The sequence below is a fragment of the Chromobacterium fluminis genome (assembly GCF_011602385.1).
Taxonomy (GTDB): Bacteria; Pseudomonadota; Gammaproteobacteria; order Burkholderiales; family Chromobacteriaceae; genus Chromobacterium; species Chromobacterium fluminis.
In genome coordinates, this window is sequence record NZ_JAAOMA010000016.1 from 21,213 (window position 1) to 38,933 (window position 17,721).

The following is a 17,721-nucleotide window of genomic DNA, read 5'->3' on the forward strand; positions in this document are numbered from 1 at the left end:
ACTGCTTACAATCTGCTGCGCGTCGACGATACGGCGTTGAAAACGTCCTCGAAATGCTCATGTACCGTATGATCATTCCGCTTTCTCAGCCGTTTTCGGCTTAGCTCGCGAGATCGTAAACACGTTCCGAGTCCTCGATGCAATCAAGCCGGCCATGGCCTCCGCCATGGCCGGCTTGATTGCATCTCCGCGCCCGCGCTCATTCCGCAGCCGCGTCCTCGTCCTTGAACTGCAGGCTATGCAGCTTGGCGTAGAGCCCCCCTCGCGCGAGCAACTGCGCGTGGGAGCCTTCTTCGGCAATCTCTCCCTGATGCATCACCACGATGCGATCCGCGTTTTCTATCGTCGACAGACGATGGGCAATCACGATAGTGGTGCGATTCTTCATCAGGTTTTCCAGCGCGCTCTGCACCAACCTCTCGGACTGGGTGTCCAGAGCCGAGGTCGCCTCGTCCAGAATCAACAGCGGCGCGTTTTTCAACAAGGCGCGGGCAATCGCCAAGCGCTGGCGCTGCCCGCCGGACAGACGCACGCCGTTTTCACCGATCAGGGTGTCGAAACCGTCCGGCATCGCCTCGATGAACTCCAGCGCATTAGCCGCGCGCGCCGCCTCCACCACCGCTTCGCGACTGTGCGACGCTTCGCCGTAGGCGATATTGGCCGCCACGCTGTCGTTGAACAGCACCACGTCCTGACTCACCATGGCGATGTGCCGGCGCAGATCGCTCAGGGGCATATCCTGCAAGCGCACATCGTCCAAACGAATCTCGCCGCCGTCCGGATCGTAAAATCGCGGTATCAGGCTGACCAAGGTAGTTTTGCCGCTGCCGGACGAACCCACCAAGGCTATGGTCTCGCCGGGCTGAACCTGTAGATTAATGTTCCTCAGCACCTGCCGCTCCGCCGCCGGATAGCCGAAGTTCACTCCCGAGAGCTGCAACTTGCCGCGGGTGCGCGGCAAGGCGGTTCGGCCGTGATCGGGCTCTTCCGGCAAGTCGAGAAAATCGAAGACCGACTCCGCCGCCGCCAAGCCTCGCTGCATGGCCTGGGCAATGCCGGTGATGCGCTTGACCGGCGCGAACAGCAACATCATCGCGGTCAGAAAGGACATGAAGTCGCCAGCGGTGAAAGCGCCGCCCTGGGCACGCAGCGTGGCGAAATACAGGATGGCGGCCAAAGCGCAAGCGATCATCAGCTGAGTAACGCCGGTGTTAGCGGATGTCGCCGCGCTCTGCTTGACCGCGTTGCGGCGGATCGCCGCCGCCGCTTGGCGAAAACGCTCGCTCTCGCGCGCTTCGCCGCCATAGACCTTGATCACGCGTTGGCAATTGATGCCCTCGCCCAACACCTGGGTCAACAAGGCCATATTCTGCTGGTTCTCGCGTGATAGATTGCGCAGCCGCTTGCCCACTATTCGCATGCAGAAAGACACCACCGGCAACACCAGCAGACAGATCAGAGTCAGCTGCCAATCGATATACAACAGCCAGGCCAGCAGGCTGATTGCAGTGACTCCGTCCTTGACCGTGACCGTAATCACGCTGAAGCCGGCCTCAGTCACCTGATTGACGTCGTAGGAGATCCGCGACACCAGTCTTCCCGACTGATTGTCGGCGTAGTACTGCACTGGCAGACGCAGCATCTTGGCGAACATCTGTTCGCGCAGCGTCTGCACCAGGTGTCCAGTCAACCAGCTGGAAGTGTATTCATTGATGAAGCTGGTGACGCCACGCACCGCGAACACGCCGATGATGGCCAAGGGCACCCAGGCGATCGCATGCGGATCGCGGTTGACGAAGCCGTTGTCGATCAAGGGCTTCATCAGGCGGGCGAAGGCCGGCTCGGTCAAGGCCGCCACCGTCATCGACACCAGCGAGATCAGGAAGACCTTCCAGTAACGGCCCAAATATCCCAGCAAACGGCGATAAATCGCCCAGTTGCTTTGCAAAGAATTCTTCATTCGTTTCTATCATCCAACGCCCGCGCCCACGGGGCGGTCATAAGTCAGAGCATCAAATCCCCGGAGCGTTCAAGCCGCTGAGTTCCAGGATACCCCGAAGGTTTTGTTCCGGCGCAAAGCGCGAACGCACATCGGCGCGCCCGGCTTGGGCCCAGATTTTCATCATTGCCGGCTGGCTCAGCGCCAGATCAATCGCCGAAGCCCAGGCGGGAGCGTCTCCCGGCGGCGCCAACATGCCGGTTTCGCCATGACTCATGGTCTCAGGGATGCCGCCGGTGTCGCTGGCGATCACCGGCACGCCCAGACCCAGCGCCTCGATCTGCGACATGCCCAAGGGCTCGTAGCTGGACGGCATCAATACCAGGTCGGCGCGCTCCAGCAAGGCGGCCACCGGGCTCACCACCCCAGCCAACAACACTCTATCCTGCAAACCCAACTGCCGCGCCAGCCCGGCGATCGCCTGCTGCTCCGGCCCTTCTCCGGCAATCAGATAACGCGCGTCCGGCCACTTGTCTCTCAGCAAGTCCAAGGCCGCTAACACCGTCCTATGCCCTTTTTCCCCGCGCAACATCGCCGCTTGCACCAGCAAAGGTCCGGAGGAACGGGACAGCCACAGCTCCAACTCTGGCGGCAAGGGCAGCGCGGCGGCCTGATCCAGAGCGTCGAAATCGATGCCGGGATAGACCACGTGCAGCTTTTCGGGACGGATTGCCGGATTCTCCAGCAAACAGCGCTTCAGATAAGCGCTGGGCAACATGGTCGCGTCCATCAGCTGGTTATAGCTCCAGGCCGAAGCCTGGCCAGGCTGATAAGTGCGCGAGCGCAGCAGAAAGGGCCGGCAGCGCCCCATCAGCCGCGCGGCAATAGCCAGATTATTACTGTCGTGACCGCTGTGGCAAATGGCCAGCCGCGGACGATGACGGCGCATCCAGGCGCTTAAGCCCAAAATCGATGGCATGTGGAGGCTGTTTCGAAAACGCAGCGGCAAGACTTCCAGCCCGCGCTGGCACGCCACCTCCATCACCCTCGTCTGCGGCCTACAGGCCAGCACCGGGCGAAAGCCACGCTCACCCAGCAGGCGCATCTGCTGCATCAGCTGCAGTTCCTGTCCGCCGACATTGGGAGAGGACTCGGTGAACAGCACCCAATCACGCATGCGCGGCGCCTTTCTCACGCTGTCTCAGCTCCGCCAACAGGGCGGCGGCGGTGAACAGGAAGATATGCAGCATATGATCCTTGTTCACGCTTTCCAGCAACATGCGTCCAAGAAAACCGCAAGTCACCAGCATCAACACCAGCCCCAACGTATCGCGCCTCAGACGGAAGGCCCGATAACCGGTCCAGATCAGCACGCCGCAAAACGCCAGCCATAGCGCGATGCCGCCCACGCCCAAACCCACGCCCAGATCAATGAAACCGCTGTGGCTGTGACCGACCTGATTGGGATGGCCCGTCGCCGTTAGCGCATTGGTGAACGCATTGCGGCTATAGCCATAGCCCATGGGCTTGGCCGCGATGAGATCAAGGCCGCTATGAATCCAAGCGACCCTTTCATAGGCGGAACCATCCACATCCATGCCATTTGACAATTTGGGCTGAGGCTCCATCCGCAACCAGGCTTTAGTATCGGCATAATGCCAACCCGCAGTGGCCGACTCAAAGAATATCTGATTGCGGCTATCTTGCCGCACAGTGTAAATCGTAATGCTAGTGGCACCGACCAGGACTAGTGCCCCAATAGCCAGAGCTTTGCCCCAACCAATCTTGACGCCTTCAAATACTGTATAAACAAGCAACATCGACAGCATCAGGTAAACAAGGCCAATCATGCCATTACGTGCCCCGGCCTTTAGGCTGACAAACAGAATCAAAGCAGCGGCACAACTCAGTCCCCAACTAGGAATATGTGTGATCTTTCGTCTAGCACCTCGCCCCAGGCAATAAGCCGCCACGATAAACGCCAACACGAAATTCATAAAGAAGGTGAATTCAAGCTTGGTAGCCGTGGTAAACGCCTCCATATACGGCCACAAGCCCGTAGTCAGATAGACGTAAGCGCCATGGGCAAACTCGACCAAGGCCAATACGCAACCGGCAGTGATGACCAAATCCGAAATCGTCCAGCGCCGAGGGGGGCGGAACAAAGCCAAGCCAGCCACAAACCACAAGCCCCCGATCAATAGCTGGCTGCGGAATTCGCTGACGGAGGCTTCCGGCCACATCGAAAGCAATAGGGTGTGAAGCAAGGCGTATAGCAAGAACGCGCCCATGGCCGTCAACGGCCGGCCTTGCTCGCGCCAGCCGCTTTTGAGGTCGGCATAGTTTTTCGCCACCAGAACCAGCATCAACAACAAGATCACATAACGCAACGCGATCGTGTGGGACACATTGGCCAAGGTCAGAAACAACAAGGACAGGCCGATAGCCAAGCGGCCATGCCAGCGCGGCTCAATACTCAGATGATCATTCATGCAGAAGTTTTTCCAAGGTCTCGGCCACCAGCCCGACAGGTATCGCAGCCATACATTGCGCCTGGCGGCATTCGCCGGCCTGATCGCCAAATTTTCTAAAACAACGCAAGGCCCAATCGACATCGCGATAATGCACGCTGCGCTGATTGCGGCAAGGAAACCACGCAGGGCCGACGCCAACGCAGGTAAAGCCGGCGAAAAAACGGCTTGCGCCGAACAAGGTCTCGCTGCCCGGCCCGAACAGCATTAGCAAGGGCGCGCCCGCCACTTTGGCCAGATGCGCGATGCCGGTGTCCGGGCATACGCAGGCTCTGGCACGGCTCAAAACATCACGCAATTGCACCAGGCTCAGCGTGCCGGCCATGACGATATCGTCCGGCCCCACCTCGATGGCCGATAGCAAATGCTGCTCCCCGGGCCCGCACGACCACACTACCGCGCACCGGCAAGCCCGCGCTGTGGCGGCGACCTGCTCCCAGCTGGATGCAGGCCAAAAGCGGGTTGCCGAACTCGCGCCGACGTGCAGCACGACGAAACGTTCCGGTAAGGACGGCAACCCTTCTGCAGCCGTCGGCCAATCCTGCAAACGAAACAGCCGGGGCTCGGGCCCATCGATCAAACGGGAGGCGGTGTCGGTCCAGGCTTCCGGCTGCCCGGCGTACGGCACCGCCTCGTCCAACAGCCAGTTTTTATAAAGCGGCGTTTCCCCGGCAAAGCCCACTATCCAGCGAGCGCCCATCGCACGCGCCAGGAAACTCAGCCTGTTTTCACCCATCAGGTAGACGATGTCGAAACGCTCTTCGGCGAACAAACGCCGGATTGAAGTAAAATCGCGCGGCTGCCAAGGCAGCGGCCGAATACCATACGGTCGCGTTTCATACAGCGGCGCTTGTCCCGGCGGGCAAGCCAGCACGATCTCCGCCTTGGGGAAGCGCTCGCGCGCCTTGGCCAGCAAGCTGGTCGCCATCAAGGCATCGCCCAGTAGAAACTGATGCAGGATCAAGACACGGCGCGTGCGCTCGGGGTCAGGCTTGCGGCGCAGCCATTGCCAAGGCAAGCGCAGCAACAGCGCGGCGAAGATCAGCAAGCGCCCGGGGAAACGCCCCGGCCTCATTCGCCGGCCCCGCGCTCGACGCCGGACGACAGCTCCCGGTACAAGGCCAGCATCTGCCCCACCATATTGCTCTCGCTCAAGCCCGCCACCCGCGCGCGCGCAAGCTCCCCGCTGCGCGGCCAGTTCGCGCTCGCGGCGAGCCAGGCCGCCACATTGTCTTGCCAGGCGGCCGCATCCCCCGCCTCGGCCAGCCAGCCGGTGACGCCCGGCTCCAGCAGTTCGGCACCGCCGCAGCGGGTGCTGGTCAGCACCGGCAAGCCGCAGGCCATGGCCTCTATCACCACCGAACCAAACGGCTCGTACAGCGTAGGCAGGATGAAACCGTCCGCCAGTCCGTAATGGCTGCGCACATCGCGCTGCGGACCGGTAAAGTGCGTCCGCTCGGACAGGCCCAGCCGGGCCGCCAGCCGCTGATAGCGCGCCAGCTTCTTGTCTCCGCCCACCACCACCAGATGCACGGCGGCGTGCGGCGCGACGGCGCGCAGCGCCTGCGCCACGCCCTTGCGCTCAAAACCGGACCCCACATAGACCAACACCGGCGCCTTCGACGGAATGCCGTAGCGCTCGCGCAACGCCTCCCGCTGCTCGCGCGCTGCCGCCGGATTGAAAAAGTTGCTGTCCACGCCGTTGTGGATCACTACGCAACGCCTCGGGTTCACGCCGAAACGGCCCACCACGTCGTCTCGCACCAAGGCCGAATTACAGATCACCGCCCGCAATGCCGAATGCCGGAACATCGCTCGTTCGGTGCGCAACATGTAATGGTGGTAAGGGTTGCAGAAGGTGGCCAAGCGCCGCCACCAGGACGCGCCCTCCAGCCGCGCGTCCAACCAGGCGGCGTGCACGCCGTCGCCGGCGCGAAACACATGGCAGCCGGGAATACGCTCGTGCGATTGCACCAGATCGGCGCCGGCCTGCGTCCATGCGGCGCGCGCGGCGCGGGCGAAACTCCAGTCGCGCCAAACGCTGCCCAGATAAAACGGCTTGACCCCCACCGTTTCCACCCCCGGCAGGCTTTCCCAATTGCGGCTGATCAACAGCGGGCTGAACTCGCCGCCGGCCTGCAATTGCTTGACGATGGCGCTGACGATGCGCTCCGCGCCGCCCGCCGGGTTGTATTTCTGCCGGATAATCGCCAGCCGCTTCATGCGCTCTCCTTCAAGACCGCGTCCACCGCCGCCAACACCGCGTCCACTGTGATGCGCTGCAGACATTCGCTTTGCCAGCCTCCGCCGCAACCGGCGTTGCCGCAGGGGCGACAGGCCATAGGCTCCGACACCACCCGGTTCGGCACCTGCCACGGACCCCATTCAATATCCCCCGACGGGCCGAACAAGGCGACGCAAGGCGTCTTCATCGCCGAGGCGATATGCATGGGCACCGAGTCCACGCCGATGTACAAGCGCGCCTGGTCTATTGCCGCCGCCAACTCCTTCAAGCTCAGCGCGCCGGCCAGGCTGGCCACCGGCCGTTCCAGCCGCGCTTCGATGTCGGCGATCATCGCCATTTCTTCCGCGCCCGGCGCGGCCGACAAGACCAGTTGTTCGCCGCGCGCGCTCAAGGCGTCGATCAAGGCGCTCATTTTCTCCGCCGGCCAGCTCTTGAACGACCAGCGCGAGGTCGGGTGCACCAGGATGTAAGCGCCGGGCCGCAAACCGCGCTCGGCCAGCTTGGCCGCCAGCGTGGCCTCGGCGTTGTGCCCCGGCACCAACACCAACTCGCGCTGGCTTGCGTCCGGATACACGCCGATACGCCTCAGAGCGTCCAAATGGATCTCAATAGTGTGGCGGCGATTGCCCGGCACCTGCAGATAGCGGTGGGTGAAACTCTTTTTGAAGAAGCGCCCATAAGGACCCTGCGGGCCCACAGACCAGCGCGGCGCGAGCAAGCGCGCCAGCCAAGCCCCGCGATTATGCTCGGTCAGCGTGATCACAAGATCGTAACCGCGGGCGCGCAAACGGCTCAGCAAACCCAGCTCGGCGCGGTACTGGCCCAGCGGCCCCAATTTTTTCCAATTGCGATCTATGGTGTGCAGTTGCGCAATAGCCGGGTGAAGACTCAGCATTTCCCGGGTGTCGTGGTAGACCAGCGCATCGATCTCCAGATGCGGCGCCTGCTGTTGCAGCGCGGAAAACAGCGGCGAAGTCAGCAGCACGTCGCCGTGGTGGCGCAGCTTGATGACCAGCACCCGCCGCACGGCGTTCAGGTCGATGGGATCGTTCAGCATAAGAAAGGAAAAAGCCGGATCAGACACCCGGCTCGGCATTCAATTGTTGCAAAAGATCGGCGATTTTATCAGGGTCTTCGCTTCTAAGCATGCGCGCCGTAATCGGCGCGATCTGATCCAGGTGAGTATTGAGCACCTGTTGCTTGACCGCCAGCAGGTTGGCCGGATGCATGGAGAACTTGCGCAGACCCATGCCCAGCAGCAAACGCGTCAGTCTGGCGTCGCCGGCCATCTCGCCGCACACCGACACCGGCACCCCGCCCTTGATGCCAGCCTTGATGGTGTGCAGGATCAACTTCAACACCGCCGGATGGATAGGGTCGTACAAATGGCTGACCGAATCGTCGTTGCGGTCGATCGCCAGCGTGTACTGGATCAAATCGTTGGTCCCCACCGATAGGAAGTCGATATGTTTGAGAAAGCTGCCCACCACCAGCGCCGCCGACGGGATTTCTATCATCGCGCCCACTTCGATCTCTTCCGAATAGGCGACCTTCTCCTCGCGCAGCTCCTGCTTGGCGTATTCGAATTGCGCCAACGCCTGTTTCAGTTCCGGCAGCGAATTCACCATCGGAAACAAGACCTTGATCTTGCCGTGCACCGAGGCGCGCAGCAGCGCTCGCAATTGCTCGCGGAACATCAGCGGCTCGGCCAGGCATAGACGGATGCCGGTCAGGCCTAGCGCCGGATTGTCCGCCACCGCGTGGTTCAGCCATTTCGGGTTCTTGTCCGCGCCCAGATCCATGGTGCGGATGGTCACCGGCAAACCCTTCATGGTTTCCGCCACATGCCGGTAGGCCTCGTACTGCTCGTCCTCGTCCGGCAAAGTGTCGCGGCCCAGAAACAGGAATTCGCTGCGGAACAAGCCCACGCCCACCGCGCCGGACTTGCGCACGTCTTCCACGTCCTGCGGCAGCTCGATATTGGCCAGCAATTCGATCGCGGTGCCGTCCTGTGTCTTGGCGTTGGACTTGCGGATAGACGACAGCTTGCGCCGGGCGTCGCGCCAGGCGCGCAGCCGGCGGCGGTACTCCGCCAGCACCAAATCGTCAGGATTGATGATCACCACGCCTTGCAGGCCATCGACGATGATCAACTCGTCTTCGCGGATCAGCTCTCGCGAATGATGCAAGGCGATCACGGACGGCAGGTCTAGGCTCCGTCCCAGAATCGCGGTATGCGAGGTGGCGCCGCCGACATCGGTGACGAAGGCGGCGAAATTGGAGTCCTTGAAATAAACCATGTCGGCCGGCGACAGATCGTGCGCCACCAGAATGTGGTCGTCGACCAGGTCTTCCGGCGCCGGCAGTTGCGGCACGTCGCCGTCCAGGTTCTTGAAGATGCGCTCCACCACTTGCAGCACATCGTTCTTGCGTTCGCGCAGATAGTCTTCCTCGATCGCGTCGAACTGCTCGACCAAGGACTCGCATTGCAGCTTCAACGCCCACTCGGCGTTGCAACGCTGTTTTTCAATGATTTCGCGCGGCTCGCGCGAGATGGTGACGTCGCCCAACAGCATGATGTGCAAAGACAGGAAGGCGCCTAGCTCCGCCGGCGCGTTCTCTGGAATGCTGCCCCACAACATTTCCAGCTCTTTGCGAGTGTCGCGGATGGCTTCATCGAAGCGCGCCAATTCCGCCGGGACTTCCTCGTCTTCCAGCAGATAGTGCGCGACATCGTCCATGCTGCGCGAAATCAAATGGGCACGGCCAATGGCAATGCCGCCGCCTATGGCCACCCCGTGCAGGATGATACTCATCGTCCCGTCCTCAGGCTCCGGCTTATTCGGCTTCGTCGAATCGGTTGTTGATCAGGGCCACCAGGGCATCCAACGCCACTTGCTCATCCTCCCCGCTCACCTCCAGCTCCACGGTCGCTCCCTTGGCCGCCGCCAGCATCATCACGCCCATGATGCTCTTGCCGTTGACACGGCGATTGTTGCGCGCAATGAAGATATCGCTTTTGTAGCGGCTGGCCAGTTGAGTGAACTTGCTGGAGGCGCGGGCATGCAAGCCGAGCTTGTTGATGATTTCCACTTCAATTCGCAGCATTGCCTTCCCCCGGAATAATATAAAGCACGCCCTCCAGGCCGCCTGTGATCGCCTTGCTCACAACGATTTCCAACGGCTGGCTGCTATAGCACAAGGCTCGGACCACCATGGGCAGACTCGCCCCGGCCACCGCCTCCACTCGCCCCGGCCGAATCAGCCGGCTGGCGATATTGGACGGCGTGCCGCCATACATATCGGTCAGGATCACCACCCCGTCGCCCGCGTCCAGCCTGTCCACCAGCAACTGGGCTTCGGCTTGCTTGCTTTCCGGGTCATCGGTCTTGTCGACCGCCATCAATGCCAGATTTTCCGGCTCTCGGCCCAGGATATGCCTGGCGCAATCCGCCAGACTGCGCCCCAAGTCGCCATGCGCGATTATCAATACACCTACCATGCCAGATTCTTCATGTTGGCAGCGTCGTCGGCGCGGGGCCGGGACGCTGAAGCAAAAAGGTTGATCAACACGTCAGTCCGCCATTGTATCAGCAGTATTCTCCGAGGGTCTGCCGACATCTACGTTAGCCGCGGCCCTCCGCCTTGTATAGCGCGCTTTTCTCGGGCAGCGCAACGGTAAAACAAACGTCAACAGACCCGGGTCCGATACCAGCCCAGTTTGTCCGCCAATCCCACCACCTCGCCGACAATGATCAAGGCGGGCGAAGCGATATGATGCTTGGACATCAGTTCCGGCAGATCCCGCAGCGTGCCCGCTACCGTTCGCTGCCGCTCGGTGGTCGCCCACTCCACCGCGGCGGCCGGCGTCGTCGCCGGCTTGCCGTGCTCGATGAAAGCGTGGCACAGCTCCTGGGCTGTGGACACGCCCATGTAGACTACTACGGTCTGAGCCGGCCGCGTCAACGCGGGCCAGTCAAGCTGAATGCTGCCGTCCTGCTTATGGCCGGTAACAAAGGTCACCGACTGCGCGTAATCTCGATGGGTCAGCGGGATGCCTGCGTACGCCGCCGCCCCGCTGGCGGAGGTAATGCCGGGCACCACTTCGAAGGCGACGCCATGCGCCGCCAGCGTCTCGATCTCCTCGCCGCCGCGTCCGAAGGTGAACGGATCGCCGCCCTTAAGCCGCAATACCCGCTTGCCTTGTTGCGCCAGTTCTACCATCAAGAGATTGATGTCGCCTTGCGGCAACGCATGGTTGGCTCTGGCCTTGCCCACGTAAATGCGCTCGGCGTCGCGTCGAACCAGCTCCAGCAGCTCCGGCGCCACCAGATTGTCGTGCAAGACCACGTCGGCCTGCTGCATCAGTCGCAGCGCCCGGAAGGTCAACAAATCCGGATTACCCGGTCCCGCCCCCACCAGATAGACCGCGCCCTGCGCCGTCTGCGCTCCGGCATCCTCCAGCCGTCGCTCCATCGCCTGCTCGGCGGCGGCCTCGTCGCCGTTGATCACCGCCTCGGCCAGCGGCCCCTCCAGCACCGACTCCCAGAACGCCCGACGGCGCTCAACGTCGGGAATGCCGGCCTTGACCCGATCGCGGAAATCGGCGGCAAAACGCGCCAACCGCCCAAACCCGCTAGGAATCAGGCTTTCCAGCCGGCCGCGGATCAAGCGCGCCAGCACCGGCACCCCGCCTCCGGTCGACACGGCGATCACCAAGGGCGAACGATCGACAATGGCCGGAGTGATATAGCTGGACAGCTCAGGGTCGTCCACCACATTGACGGGAATATTCAAGGCCTGACAGGACACGGAAACTTGGCGGTTGACCTCGCGCTCATTAGTGGCGGCCACCACCAGACGCCGGCCGCTCAGCTGGGCCGGCTCGAAACAGGCGCACAAATGCGTCAGTTGGCCCTGCCTCGCCATCTCGGCCAACTCAGGCGTCAACGCCGGCGCCGCCACCGTCAGTTCCGCGCCGGCGGACAGCAAAAGCCGCGCTTTGCGCAGCGCCACCTCGCCGCCGCCCACCAGCAAACAGGATGCGCCTTGCAATTTAAGGAAGATCGGGAAGTAATCCATTTGGCCAGCTCCGCAACAATGTTTGCAGCATACTGCATTTGTTGCATAAAAACGACGCTGGCGAATGCTATCAATATTACGAAAAGCGCCCTGTTTTGCGCCTGATGCCATCATTGCAGCTTTGCGCGCCGTCGCGCCTCCGGAGAACCGCTTGAACCCAGCCTTACGCCGCCGGGCCAGTCCGCACCGTCGACTGTTCGCCGCCGCGGGCTCGCTGTGCCTGTTCGGGGCCGACTACGCGCAAGCCGCGACGCCGGACTGGCTCGCCGGCTGGCCACTTCTCGTCCCCTTGCTGGCGCTGCTGGGCCTGCCGCCATGGCGAGGCCGACGACAGCTGGCCACGCTCAGCCGGCAGGTCCGGGACAGCCGACAGCCACTGGCGCTGGCCGACGCCGCCGGTCGCCTCCTCGCCGTCTCGGACTACGCGCCGGCGCCCGTGCGCCAAGACGGCGGTCTGACCGGTTACGGCTTCAGCCGGCACGACCTCGCGCTGCTGCTGGACCCGAGCCACCCCGGCCATCGCGACGGCCTGCTGGCGGCCCATGCCGATTTGCTGGCCTTTCCCCTGCCCTGCCCGCTCCCCGGCCATCTTTTGTTGCGCCTGCAAACACAGCCCTCTGCCCACGGCCCCGGCGGCGAACTGGGAGACTGGCGCTTAGTGCTGCAGGACGCGCGGCTGGGTCTGCTGGAGTTCGACCTGGCCGGCCAAGCGGTGCGCGGCGCACCTCAAACGCTGCACGCCCTGTTGGGTTTGCCGGTGGACGCCGAGCGCATGGCGTTTTCACGCTGGCTGGAGCTGCTTCATCCGGAAGACCGCTCGCTGTTCACCGCCCTGCTAAGCCACCCGGAGCAAAGACAAGAAAGCGCCTGCGGCATGGAATTCCGCGTGCGTCACGCTCACGGTCATTGGGAATGGCTGGAGCAACGCACCCAGTTTCACAAAGACGAAGTGGGCCGCATCAGCCATATCCACGCGCTGTGCCAGATTGTCACCGCGCGCAAGCTGGCCGAGTCCGCGATGCTGCGCCGGGAACAGGAATTCCGCACCCTGGTGGAGAACTCGGAAGACGTCATCGCCCGTTACGATCTGGAGCTGCGCTGCCAATTCATCAACCGCAGCGTCAGCCGCTATTCGACGCTGACCCGCGAGGAACACCTCGGCCGCAGCGTCCACGACAAAGCCTGGCCCGAAGCCGCGCGCGCGCGTTTTGCCGAGGAGTGTGAGCGATTGATCTCCGGCGGCGAGGCTCGCTGCTTCGAACTGGAACTGAGCCTGAGCGCCCGGCGCTTCATTTTCGAGGTGAGGCTATTCCCCGAATTCGGCCTGGGCGGCGAGCTGCGCAGCATTCTGGCGGTGGAGCGCGAAATCACCCACAGCCGCCAGAGCGAACGTCTGCTGGCGGAAGAAAACGCGGTAATGGAGATGATCGCCGGCAATACGCCGCTGCAAGACACGCTGAATCAGATCTGCCGGATGATGGAGTCGCAGTTGAATCGCGGCGTCTGCTCCATCATGCTGCTGGACGCCACAGGGGAAACCTTGCGGCTGGCGGCCGGCCAAAGCCTGCCGCCCGGCTATCGCAAACTGCTGGAGCAAGTGCCGGTGGGTCCGGAGGCCGGCTCCTGCGGCACCGCCGTCCACCGCAAAAGCCTGGTCATCGTCGATGACATCGCCAATAGCCCGCTTTGGGCCGGCTACCGCGAACTGGTGGCCCCCTTCGGCCTGAGCGCCTGCTGGTCGACGCCCATTTTCTCCAGCGACCGCCGACTGCTCGGCGCTTTCGCCATCTACCACCCTGACCCGCGCCAACCCGAGCCGGAAGAACTGCAGTTGGCGCAGCGCAGCACGCATCTGATCGCCATCGCGCTGCAACGCGACGCCCACGAGAAAAAACTCTATCAGCTCGCCACCCTGGACGAACTGACCGGTCTGTGCAACCGCCGTCAGTTCATCGCGTTGTCCAGCCGCGAGATCGAGCGCAACCGACGTTATCAATTGTCCTTGACGGTGCTGATGATGGATCTGGACCACTTCAAGAACATTAACGATCGATACGGCCATGCCAAGGGCGACGAGGTGATCGTCCATTTTGCCCAAAGCTGCCGCAATGTGCTGCGCAGCACCGACATCTGCGGCCGCCTGGGCGGCGAGGAGTTCGCCGCGGTACTGCCTGACACGCGGATGGAAGACGCGCTGCTGGCGGCGGAACGCCTGCGCCGCATCGTCGCGGAGGCCCGCCTGCCGGGCGGTGAGGCAGGCTCTCTACAATACACGGTCAGCATAGGCGTCGCCGTGCTGCGCGCCGACGAAACTGAAATCGACGAAGTACTGGGCCGGGCGGACAAGCAGCTGTACCAGGCCAAGCACAACGGTCGCAACTGCATCAGCGGCGAGGAATTGCTGCTATTGCGCTAAAATGCCGGCTTGAATCTCTTTCCAAGATGTCCACCGTGAGCGCCTGGCAAACCGACTATCTCTCCCACCCGCTATATCTGCCCGTACGCGACGCCGCCGAGCTGATCGCCCCTGCTTCCTGGCCGGAGCAGGCGGACTACGACCTGCTGCTGCAGCGCTACCGGCGACAACGCCCACACGCGCTGCCACCCGCGCTGCGCTTTGCCTGCGATCTAGAGCCGGAAGCCTATTACGAGATGCACATCGGCCATACCGGAGAGATTCCCACCCGCAGCGGCAATTGGCACGACTGGTTCAACGCCTTGGCCTGGCTGGCCTGGCCGCTGAGCAAGCAGGCGCTGAACCGCCGCCACCTGCGCGCCATCGCCCGCGGAGAAACCAAGCGCGGCCCCCTGCGCGACGCGGCCACGCTGCTGGACGAATGCGGCGTCATCGTCGCCGTCGCCGACCCGGCTTTCAGCCGGATGCTGGACGATATGGAATGGCAGCGCCTGTTTCTGGAACATCGCCAAGATTGGGACCGTCGCATCGGCGTCCACGCCATCGGTCACGCGCTGTTCGAAGTCGGCCTGCGGCCGCATATCGGCTGGTGCGGCAAGGCGCTGCCGCTGGCGGTGCCGGCGGAATTCTTTACTTGGGAAGAGGCGCGCCGTCTGGCGCACTTGGACGAGGCGCTGGCGCGGCGGCTGGACGACGACGGCTTCATGCCGGCCCCCCGCTCGCTGTGGCCGCTGCCGCTGCTAGGCATTCCCGGCTGGTGGCCGGACAACAAAGATCCGGCCTTCTACGCCAACCGCGATTATTTCCGGCCGACGCGGCGGGCGAAATCCTCCAGCGTCACCGACTGAAGCTCGGCCGTCATCGGCCCCAACAGGGTTTCCACGCCGGCGCCGACATCGTCGTCGCGGTAGTTGTCGCTGCGATAAACGAACAGTTCGAACAGCTCCACCATGCAGATGGCCGACAACTTCTTGCCCAGCACCCAGCCGTCGCGCTGGCTTTTCTGAACAAAACCGCGGGAGCTCAACATATCCAGCACCCAGCCCAGTTCGTCGTAGCCCACCTTCACCTGACTGCGCAACTTCACCGGGCTCAGCAGTTCCCCGCGGTTCTGCGCCTCGTCCAACAGCAGCAACACCTCCACCGCGTCGAGAAAACGCCGCCGAGGCTCAAAGCGCCGCCGCCAGGCGTCACCTTCCCAATAGGACAGCGATGCCGTGAACACCGCGCCGCTAAGCACCACCATCCACAGGCAATACACCCACAACAGGAAAATCGGGATGCTGGCGAAAGCCCCGTACACCAATTGATAATTAGCCACCTGACCGATGTAGAAGCCGAACAAGGCGCGCGTGGCCTCCAACAAGATCGCGGTCAGCAAGGCGCCGACGCTGGCGTGCTTGATCGGCACGAAGCGGTTGGGCACGATGCGGTACAACAGCGACAGCACCAGAGCGGTCAGCAAGATGGATCCGCCGGCCTCCACCATATTGGCCAACACCGGCAACGCGTGGTCAAACTTGCTGATCTTGAACAGGCTGCGCCAGGCCAGCAGGCTGCCGCCCAACACCAGCGGCCCCAGCGTCAGCACCGTCCAGTACACCATGCTCTGCTGCAATAACGGCCGCCCGCGACGCACGCCCCAGATCGCGTTGAAAGTGCGGTCTATGGTGGACATCAGCATCAGCGCGGTGACGCCCAGCATCACGATGCCGGCGGCGGTCAGCTTCTCCGCGTTGTCGGCGAACTGACGCATATAGACGGTGATCACCTTGCCGGCGAATTCCGGCACCAGCGTGGACAGCAGCATGATCTTGAAACGGGTGCTCAGGTCAGAGAACACTGGAAACGCGGAAATCACCGTCAAGGCGATGGTGAACAAGGGCACCAGCGCCAACAGCGTGGTGAAGGTCAGGCTGCCGGACACTTGCGCGACGCGATGGCTGCCCATGCGCCGGGCAAGAAAGCGCGCGAAGCCCAGATACGGTTCGATTCGACTCATTTGCATCCCGGCAAAATAATGGCAAAGCGCGGATCAGGCAAGCCGTAAAGAGTTGCTTTATCATGCACCCGCTTGCGCGGCGGCGCGCGACCTATCGTTTTTGATCCCATACAAGGAAGGCCCCAAACCCATGCAAGACCTCCTGGTGCTCTACTACAGCCAGCACGGCGCCACCCGCGAACTGGCCCGGCTGATCGCCCGCGGCATCGAGAGCGTGCCCGGCTGCCAGGCCCGGCTGCGCACTGTGCCCAAGGTGTCCGCGGTCTGCGAAGCGACCGAGGCCGCCGTCCCCGAGGCCGGCGCGCCCTATGTCGAGGCCACGGATCTCGTTGAATGCATCGGCCTGGCGCTGGGCAGCCCCACCCGCTTCGGCAATATGGCGGCGGCGGTGAAATACTTTCTGGACGGCACCAGCCCGGAATGGATGCAGGGCGCGTTGGCCGGCAAACCCGCCTGCGTGTTCACCAGCAGCGCCTCGTTGCACGGCGGCCAGGAATCCACCCTGCTGACCATGATGGTGCCCTTGCTGCACCACGGCATGCTGATGGTGGGCCTGCCCTACACGGAAACCGCGCTGACCCGGACCAGCACCGGCGGCACGCCCTATGGCGTCAGCCATGTCGCCGGCGTGCGCAACGAACAAGCCATCAGCGACGACGAAAAACAACTGGCGCTGGCGCAGGGGCGCCGGCTGGCAGAAATTGCGCTGAAACTGGCCGCCCCGGTTTAAAGCTGCGGCGCGTCGAAGAAGGCGCTCGGCGACGCCCCCAGCTCGCGCTTGAACATCGTCGCGAAGGCGCTGGGGCTGGCATAACCCAGATCCAGCGCCACCTCCAGCACGCTGGCGCCGCGCGCCAGACGCTCCAAGGCCGCGATCAGCCGCGCCTGACGTCGCCACTGCCCGAAGCTCAGCCCGGTCTCGCGCTGAAAACGGCGCTGTAGAGTGCGCGGGTCCATCGCCGCCTGCGCCGCCCACTCGGCGACGCCTCGCGCATCGCCGGGGTGGCTGAGCAACTGCCTACAGAGTTGATCCAGCGCCACCGACGCCGGCTGCGGCAAGGACAAAGCCAGGCTGGGCAGGCTGCGGATCTCGTCCAGAATCAACCGCATCACCCGTTCCGCCCGGCTGTCCGGCGGGTAAGGCACCGCGACGCCGGTCGCGGCCTGGATCAGCTCGCGCAGCAAGGGCGACACCGCCAGCACACAGCACTCCGCCGGCAGGCCGGCCAAGGCGTCGCCGCGCACATACACCGTGCGCATCCGCACCCGGCTCAGCATATTCACCTGATGCCAGGTGGCGATGGGCAGCCAGATGCCGCGCGTCGGCGGCACGATCCATCGGCCCTGATCGGTAGTGACCATCATCACGCCTTCCACAGCGTACAACAGCTGTGCCGTGGGGTGGGCGTGGCGCGGCGAAACGCCGCCGGCCGGGTAATCACGCGCCTTGCCAACCACCGGGGCCGCGCCGCCGTCATAGTCATGCAAATGGTCGAAGTCCGCCAC

Annotated in this window: 15 protein-coding genes; 3 read left to right on the forward strand and 12 right to left on the reverse strand. The window is 63.2% G+C overall.

From position 1 onward, the window contains the following. Positions 1–199: 199 nt before the first annotated feature. From msbA to cysG, 10 genes are all read right to left on the reverse strand, one after another. Entirely contained in the window at positions 200–1,960 is a 1,761-nt protein-coding gene (gene msbA, locus HA052_RS12695; protein WP_166452198.1) for a lipid A export permease/ATP-binding protein MsbA, read from the reverse strand. 52 nt (positions 1,961–2,012) lie between these two features. After that, positions 2,013–3,116 carry a glycosyltransferase family 4 protein gene (locus HA052_RS12700; RefSeq protein ID WP_166452199.1) on the reverse strand — a complete coding sequence of 368 codons (1,104 nt, stop codon included), beginning with the start codon at positions 3,114–3,116 and terminating at the stop codon, positions 2,013–2,015. Beyond that, on the reverse strand, positions 3,109–4,431 hold the full coding sequence (locus tag HA052_RS12705) for an O-antigen ligase family protein (RefSeq protein ID WP_166452200.1): 1,323 nt from the start codon (positions 4,429–4,431) through the stop codon (positions 3,109–3,111). The genes HA052_RS12700 and HA052_RS12705 overlap by 8 nt, the downstream gene beginning before the upstream one ends. Further along, positions 4,424–5,386 carry a glycosyltransferase family 9 protein gene (locus tag HA052_RS12710; protein WP_166452201.1) on the reverse strand — a complete coding sequence of 321 codons (963 nt, stop codon included), beginning with the start codon at positions 5,384–5,386 and terminating at the stop codon, positions 4,424–4,426. The genes HA052_RS12705 and HA052_RS12710 overlap by 8 nt, the downstream gene beginning before the upstream one ends. A gap of 155 nt (positions 5,387–5,541) precedes the next feature. Then, the gene (locus HA052_RS12715; protein ID WP_166452202.1) at positions 5,542–6,693 is read right to left on the reverse strand and encodes a glycosyltransferase family 4 protein; all 1,152 of its coding nucleotides are present in this window, start codon (positions 6,691–6,693) and stop codon (positions 5,542–5,544) included. Beyond that, complete coding sequence (gene rfaQ, locus HA052_RS12720) at positions 6,690–7,772, reverse strand: putative lipopolysaccharide heptosyltransferase III (protein ID WP_166452203.1); 1,083 nt, start codon at positions 7,770–7,772, stop codon at positions 6,690–6,692. The genes HA052_RS12715 and rfaQ overlap by 4 nt, the downstream gene beginning before the upstream one ends. 19 nt (positions 7,773–7,791) lie before the next feature. Continuing rightward, the gene (ptsP, locus tag HA052_RS12725; RefSeq protein WP_081548997.1) at positions 7,792–9,531 is read right to left on the reverse strand and encodes a phosphoenolpyruvate--protein phosphotransferase; all 1,740 of its coding nucleotides are present in this window, start codon (positions 9,529–9,531) and stop codon (positions 7,792–7,794) included. 22 nt (positions 9,532–9,553) lie between these two features. Next, entirely contained in the window at positions 9,554–9,823 is a 270-nt protein-coding gene (locus HA052_RS12730) for an HPr family phosphocarrier protein (protein WP_019100446.1), read from the reverse strand. Continuing rightward, positions 9,810–10,217: a PTS sugar transporter subunit IIA gene (locus HA052_RS12735; RefSeq protein WP_043635143.1), complete on the reverse strand. Its 408-nt coding sequence runs from the start codon at positions 10,215–10,217 to the stop codon at positions 9,810–9,812. The genes HA052_RS12730 and HA052_RS12735 overlap by 14 nt, the downstream gene beginning before the upstream one ends. A 188-nt stretch (positions 10,218–10,405) precedes the next feature. Further along, the gene (gene cysG, locus HA052_RS12740; RefSeq protein WP_081548995.1) at positions 10,406–11,797 is read right to left on the reverse strand and encodes a siroheme synthase CysG; all 1,392 of its coding nucleotides are present in this window, start codon (positions 11,795–11,797) and stop codon (positions 10,406–10,408) included. Positions 11,798–11,948: 151 nt separating this feature from the next. Between cysG and HA052_RS12745 the strand changes: the two genes are divergently transcribed. Further along, positions 11,949–14,213, forward strand: a complete 2,265-nt coding sequence (locus HA052_RS12745) for a sensor domain-containing diguanylate cyclase (RefSeq protein ID WP_166452204.1) — start codon at positions 11,949–11,951, stop codon at positions 14,211–14,213. A gap of 26 nt (positions 14,214–14,239) precedes the next feature. Then, positions 14,240–15,061: a DUF3025 domain-containing protein gene (locus HA052_RS12750; RefSeq protein WP_206118891.1), complete on the forward strand. Its 822-nt coding sequence runs from the start codon at positions 14,240–14,242 to the stop codon at positions 15,059–15,061. Here the strand turns inward: HA052_RS12750 and HA052_RS12755 are convergent. After that, a complete protein-coding gene (locus HA052_RS12755) occupies positions 15,013–16,215 on the reverse strand; it encodes a YihY family inner membrane protein (RefSeq protein WP_166452206.1) in 1,203 nt (400 codons plus the stop codon). The two genes, HA052_RS12750 and HA052_RS12755, sit on opposite strands and share 49 nt — an antisense overlap. 130 nt (positions 16,216–16,345) lie before the next feature. Between HA052_RS12755 and wrbA the strand changes: the two genes are divergently transcribed. Continuing rightward, positions 16,346–16,945: an NAD(P)H:quinone oxidoreductase gene (gene wrbA / locus HA052_RS12760; RefSeq protein WP_081548989.1), complete on the forward strand. Its 600-nt coding sequence runs from the start codon at positions 16,346–16,348 to the stop codon at positions 16,943–16,945. Here the strand turns inward: wrbA and HA052_RS12765 are convergent. Continuing rightward, on the reverse strand, positions 16,942–17,721 hold the full coding sequence (locus HA052_RS12765; RefSeq protein ID WP_166452207.1) for a helix-turn-helix domain-containing protein: 780 nt from the start codon (positions 17,719–17,721) through the stop codon (positions 16,942–16,944). The two genes, wrbA and HA052_RS12765, sit on opposite strands and share 4 nt — an antisense overlap.

Excerpts from the sequence above, each read along its gene's own strand:
- msbA (WP_166452198.1), bottom strand. The coding sequence starts at position 1,960 with ATGAAGAATTCTTTGCAAAGCAACTGGGCGATTTATCGCCGTTTGCTG.
- HA052_RS12700 (WP_166452199.1), bottom strand. The coding sequence starts at position 3,116 with ATGCGTGATTGGGTGCTGTTCACCGAGTCCTCTCCCAATGTCGGCGGA.
- HA052_RS12705 (WP_166452200.1), bottom strand. The coding sequence starts at position 4,431 with ATGAATGATCATCTGAGTATTGAGCCGCGCTGGCATGGCCGCTTGGCT.
- HA052_RS12715 (WP_166452202.1), bottom strand. The coding sequence starts at position 6,693 with ATGAAGCGGCTGGCGATTATCCGGCAGAAATACAACCCGGCGGGCGGC.
- rfaQ (WP_166452203.1), bottom strand. The coding sequence starts at position 7,772 with ATGCTGAACGATCCCATCGACCTGAACGCCGTGCGGCGGGTGCTGGTC.
- ptsP (WP_081548997.1), bottom strand. The coding sequence starts at position 9,531 with ATGAGTATCATCCTGCACGGGGTGGCCATAGGCGGCGGCATTGCCATT.
- HA052_RS12730 (WP_019100446.1), bottom strand. The coding sequence starts at position 9,823 with ATGCTGCGAATTGAAGTGGAAATCATCAACAAGCTCGGCTTGCATGCC.
- HA052_RS12735 (WP_043635143.1), bottom strand. The coding sequence starts at position 10,217 with ATGGTAGGTGTATTGATAATCGCGCATGGCGACTTGGGGCGCAGTCTG.
- cysG (WP_081548995.1), bottom strand. The coding sequence starts at position 11,797 with ATGGATTACTTCCCGATCTTCCTTAAATTGCAAGGCGCATCCTGTTTG.
- HA052_RS12750 (WP_206118891.1), top strand. The coding sequence starts at position 14,240 with ATGTCCACCGTGAGCGCCTGGCAAACCGACTATCTCTCCCACCCGCTA.
- HA052_RS12755 (WP_166452206.1), bottom strand. The coding sequence starts at position 16,215 with ATGAGTCGAATCGAACCGTATCTGGGCTTCGCGCGCTTTCTTGCCCGG.
- wrbA (WP_081548989.1), top strand. The coding sequence starts at position 16,346 with ATGCAAGACCTCCTGGTGCTCTACTACAGCCAGCACGGCGCCACCCGC.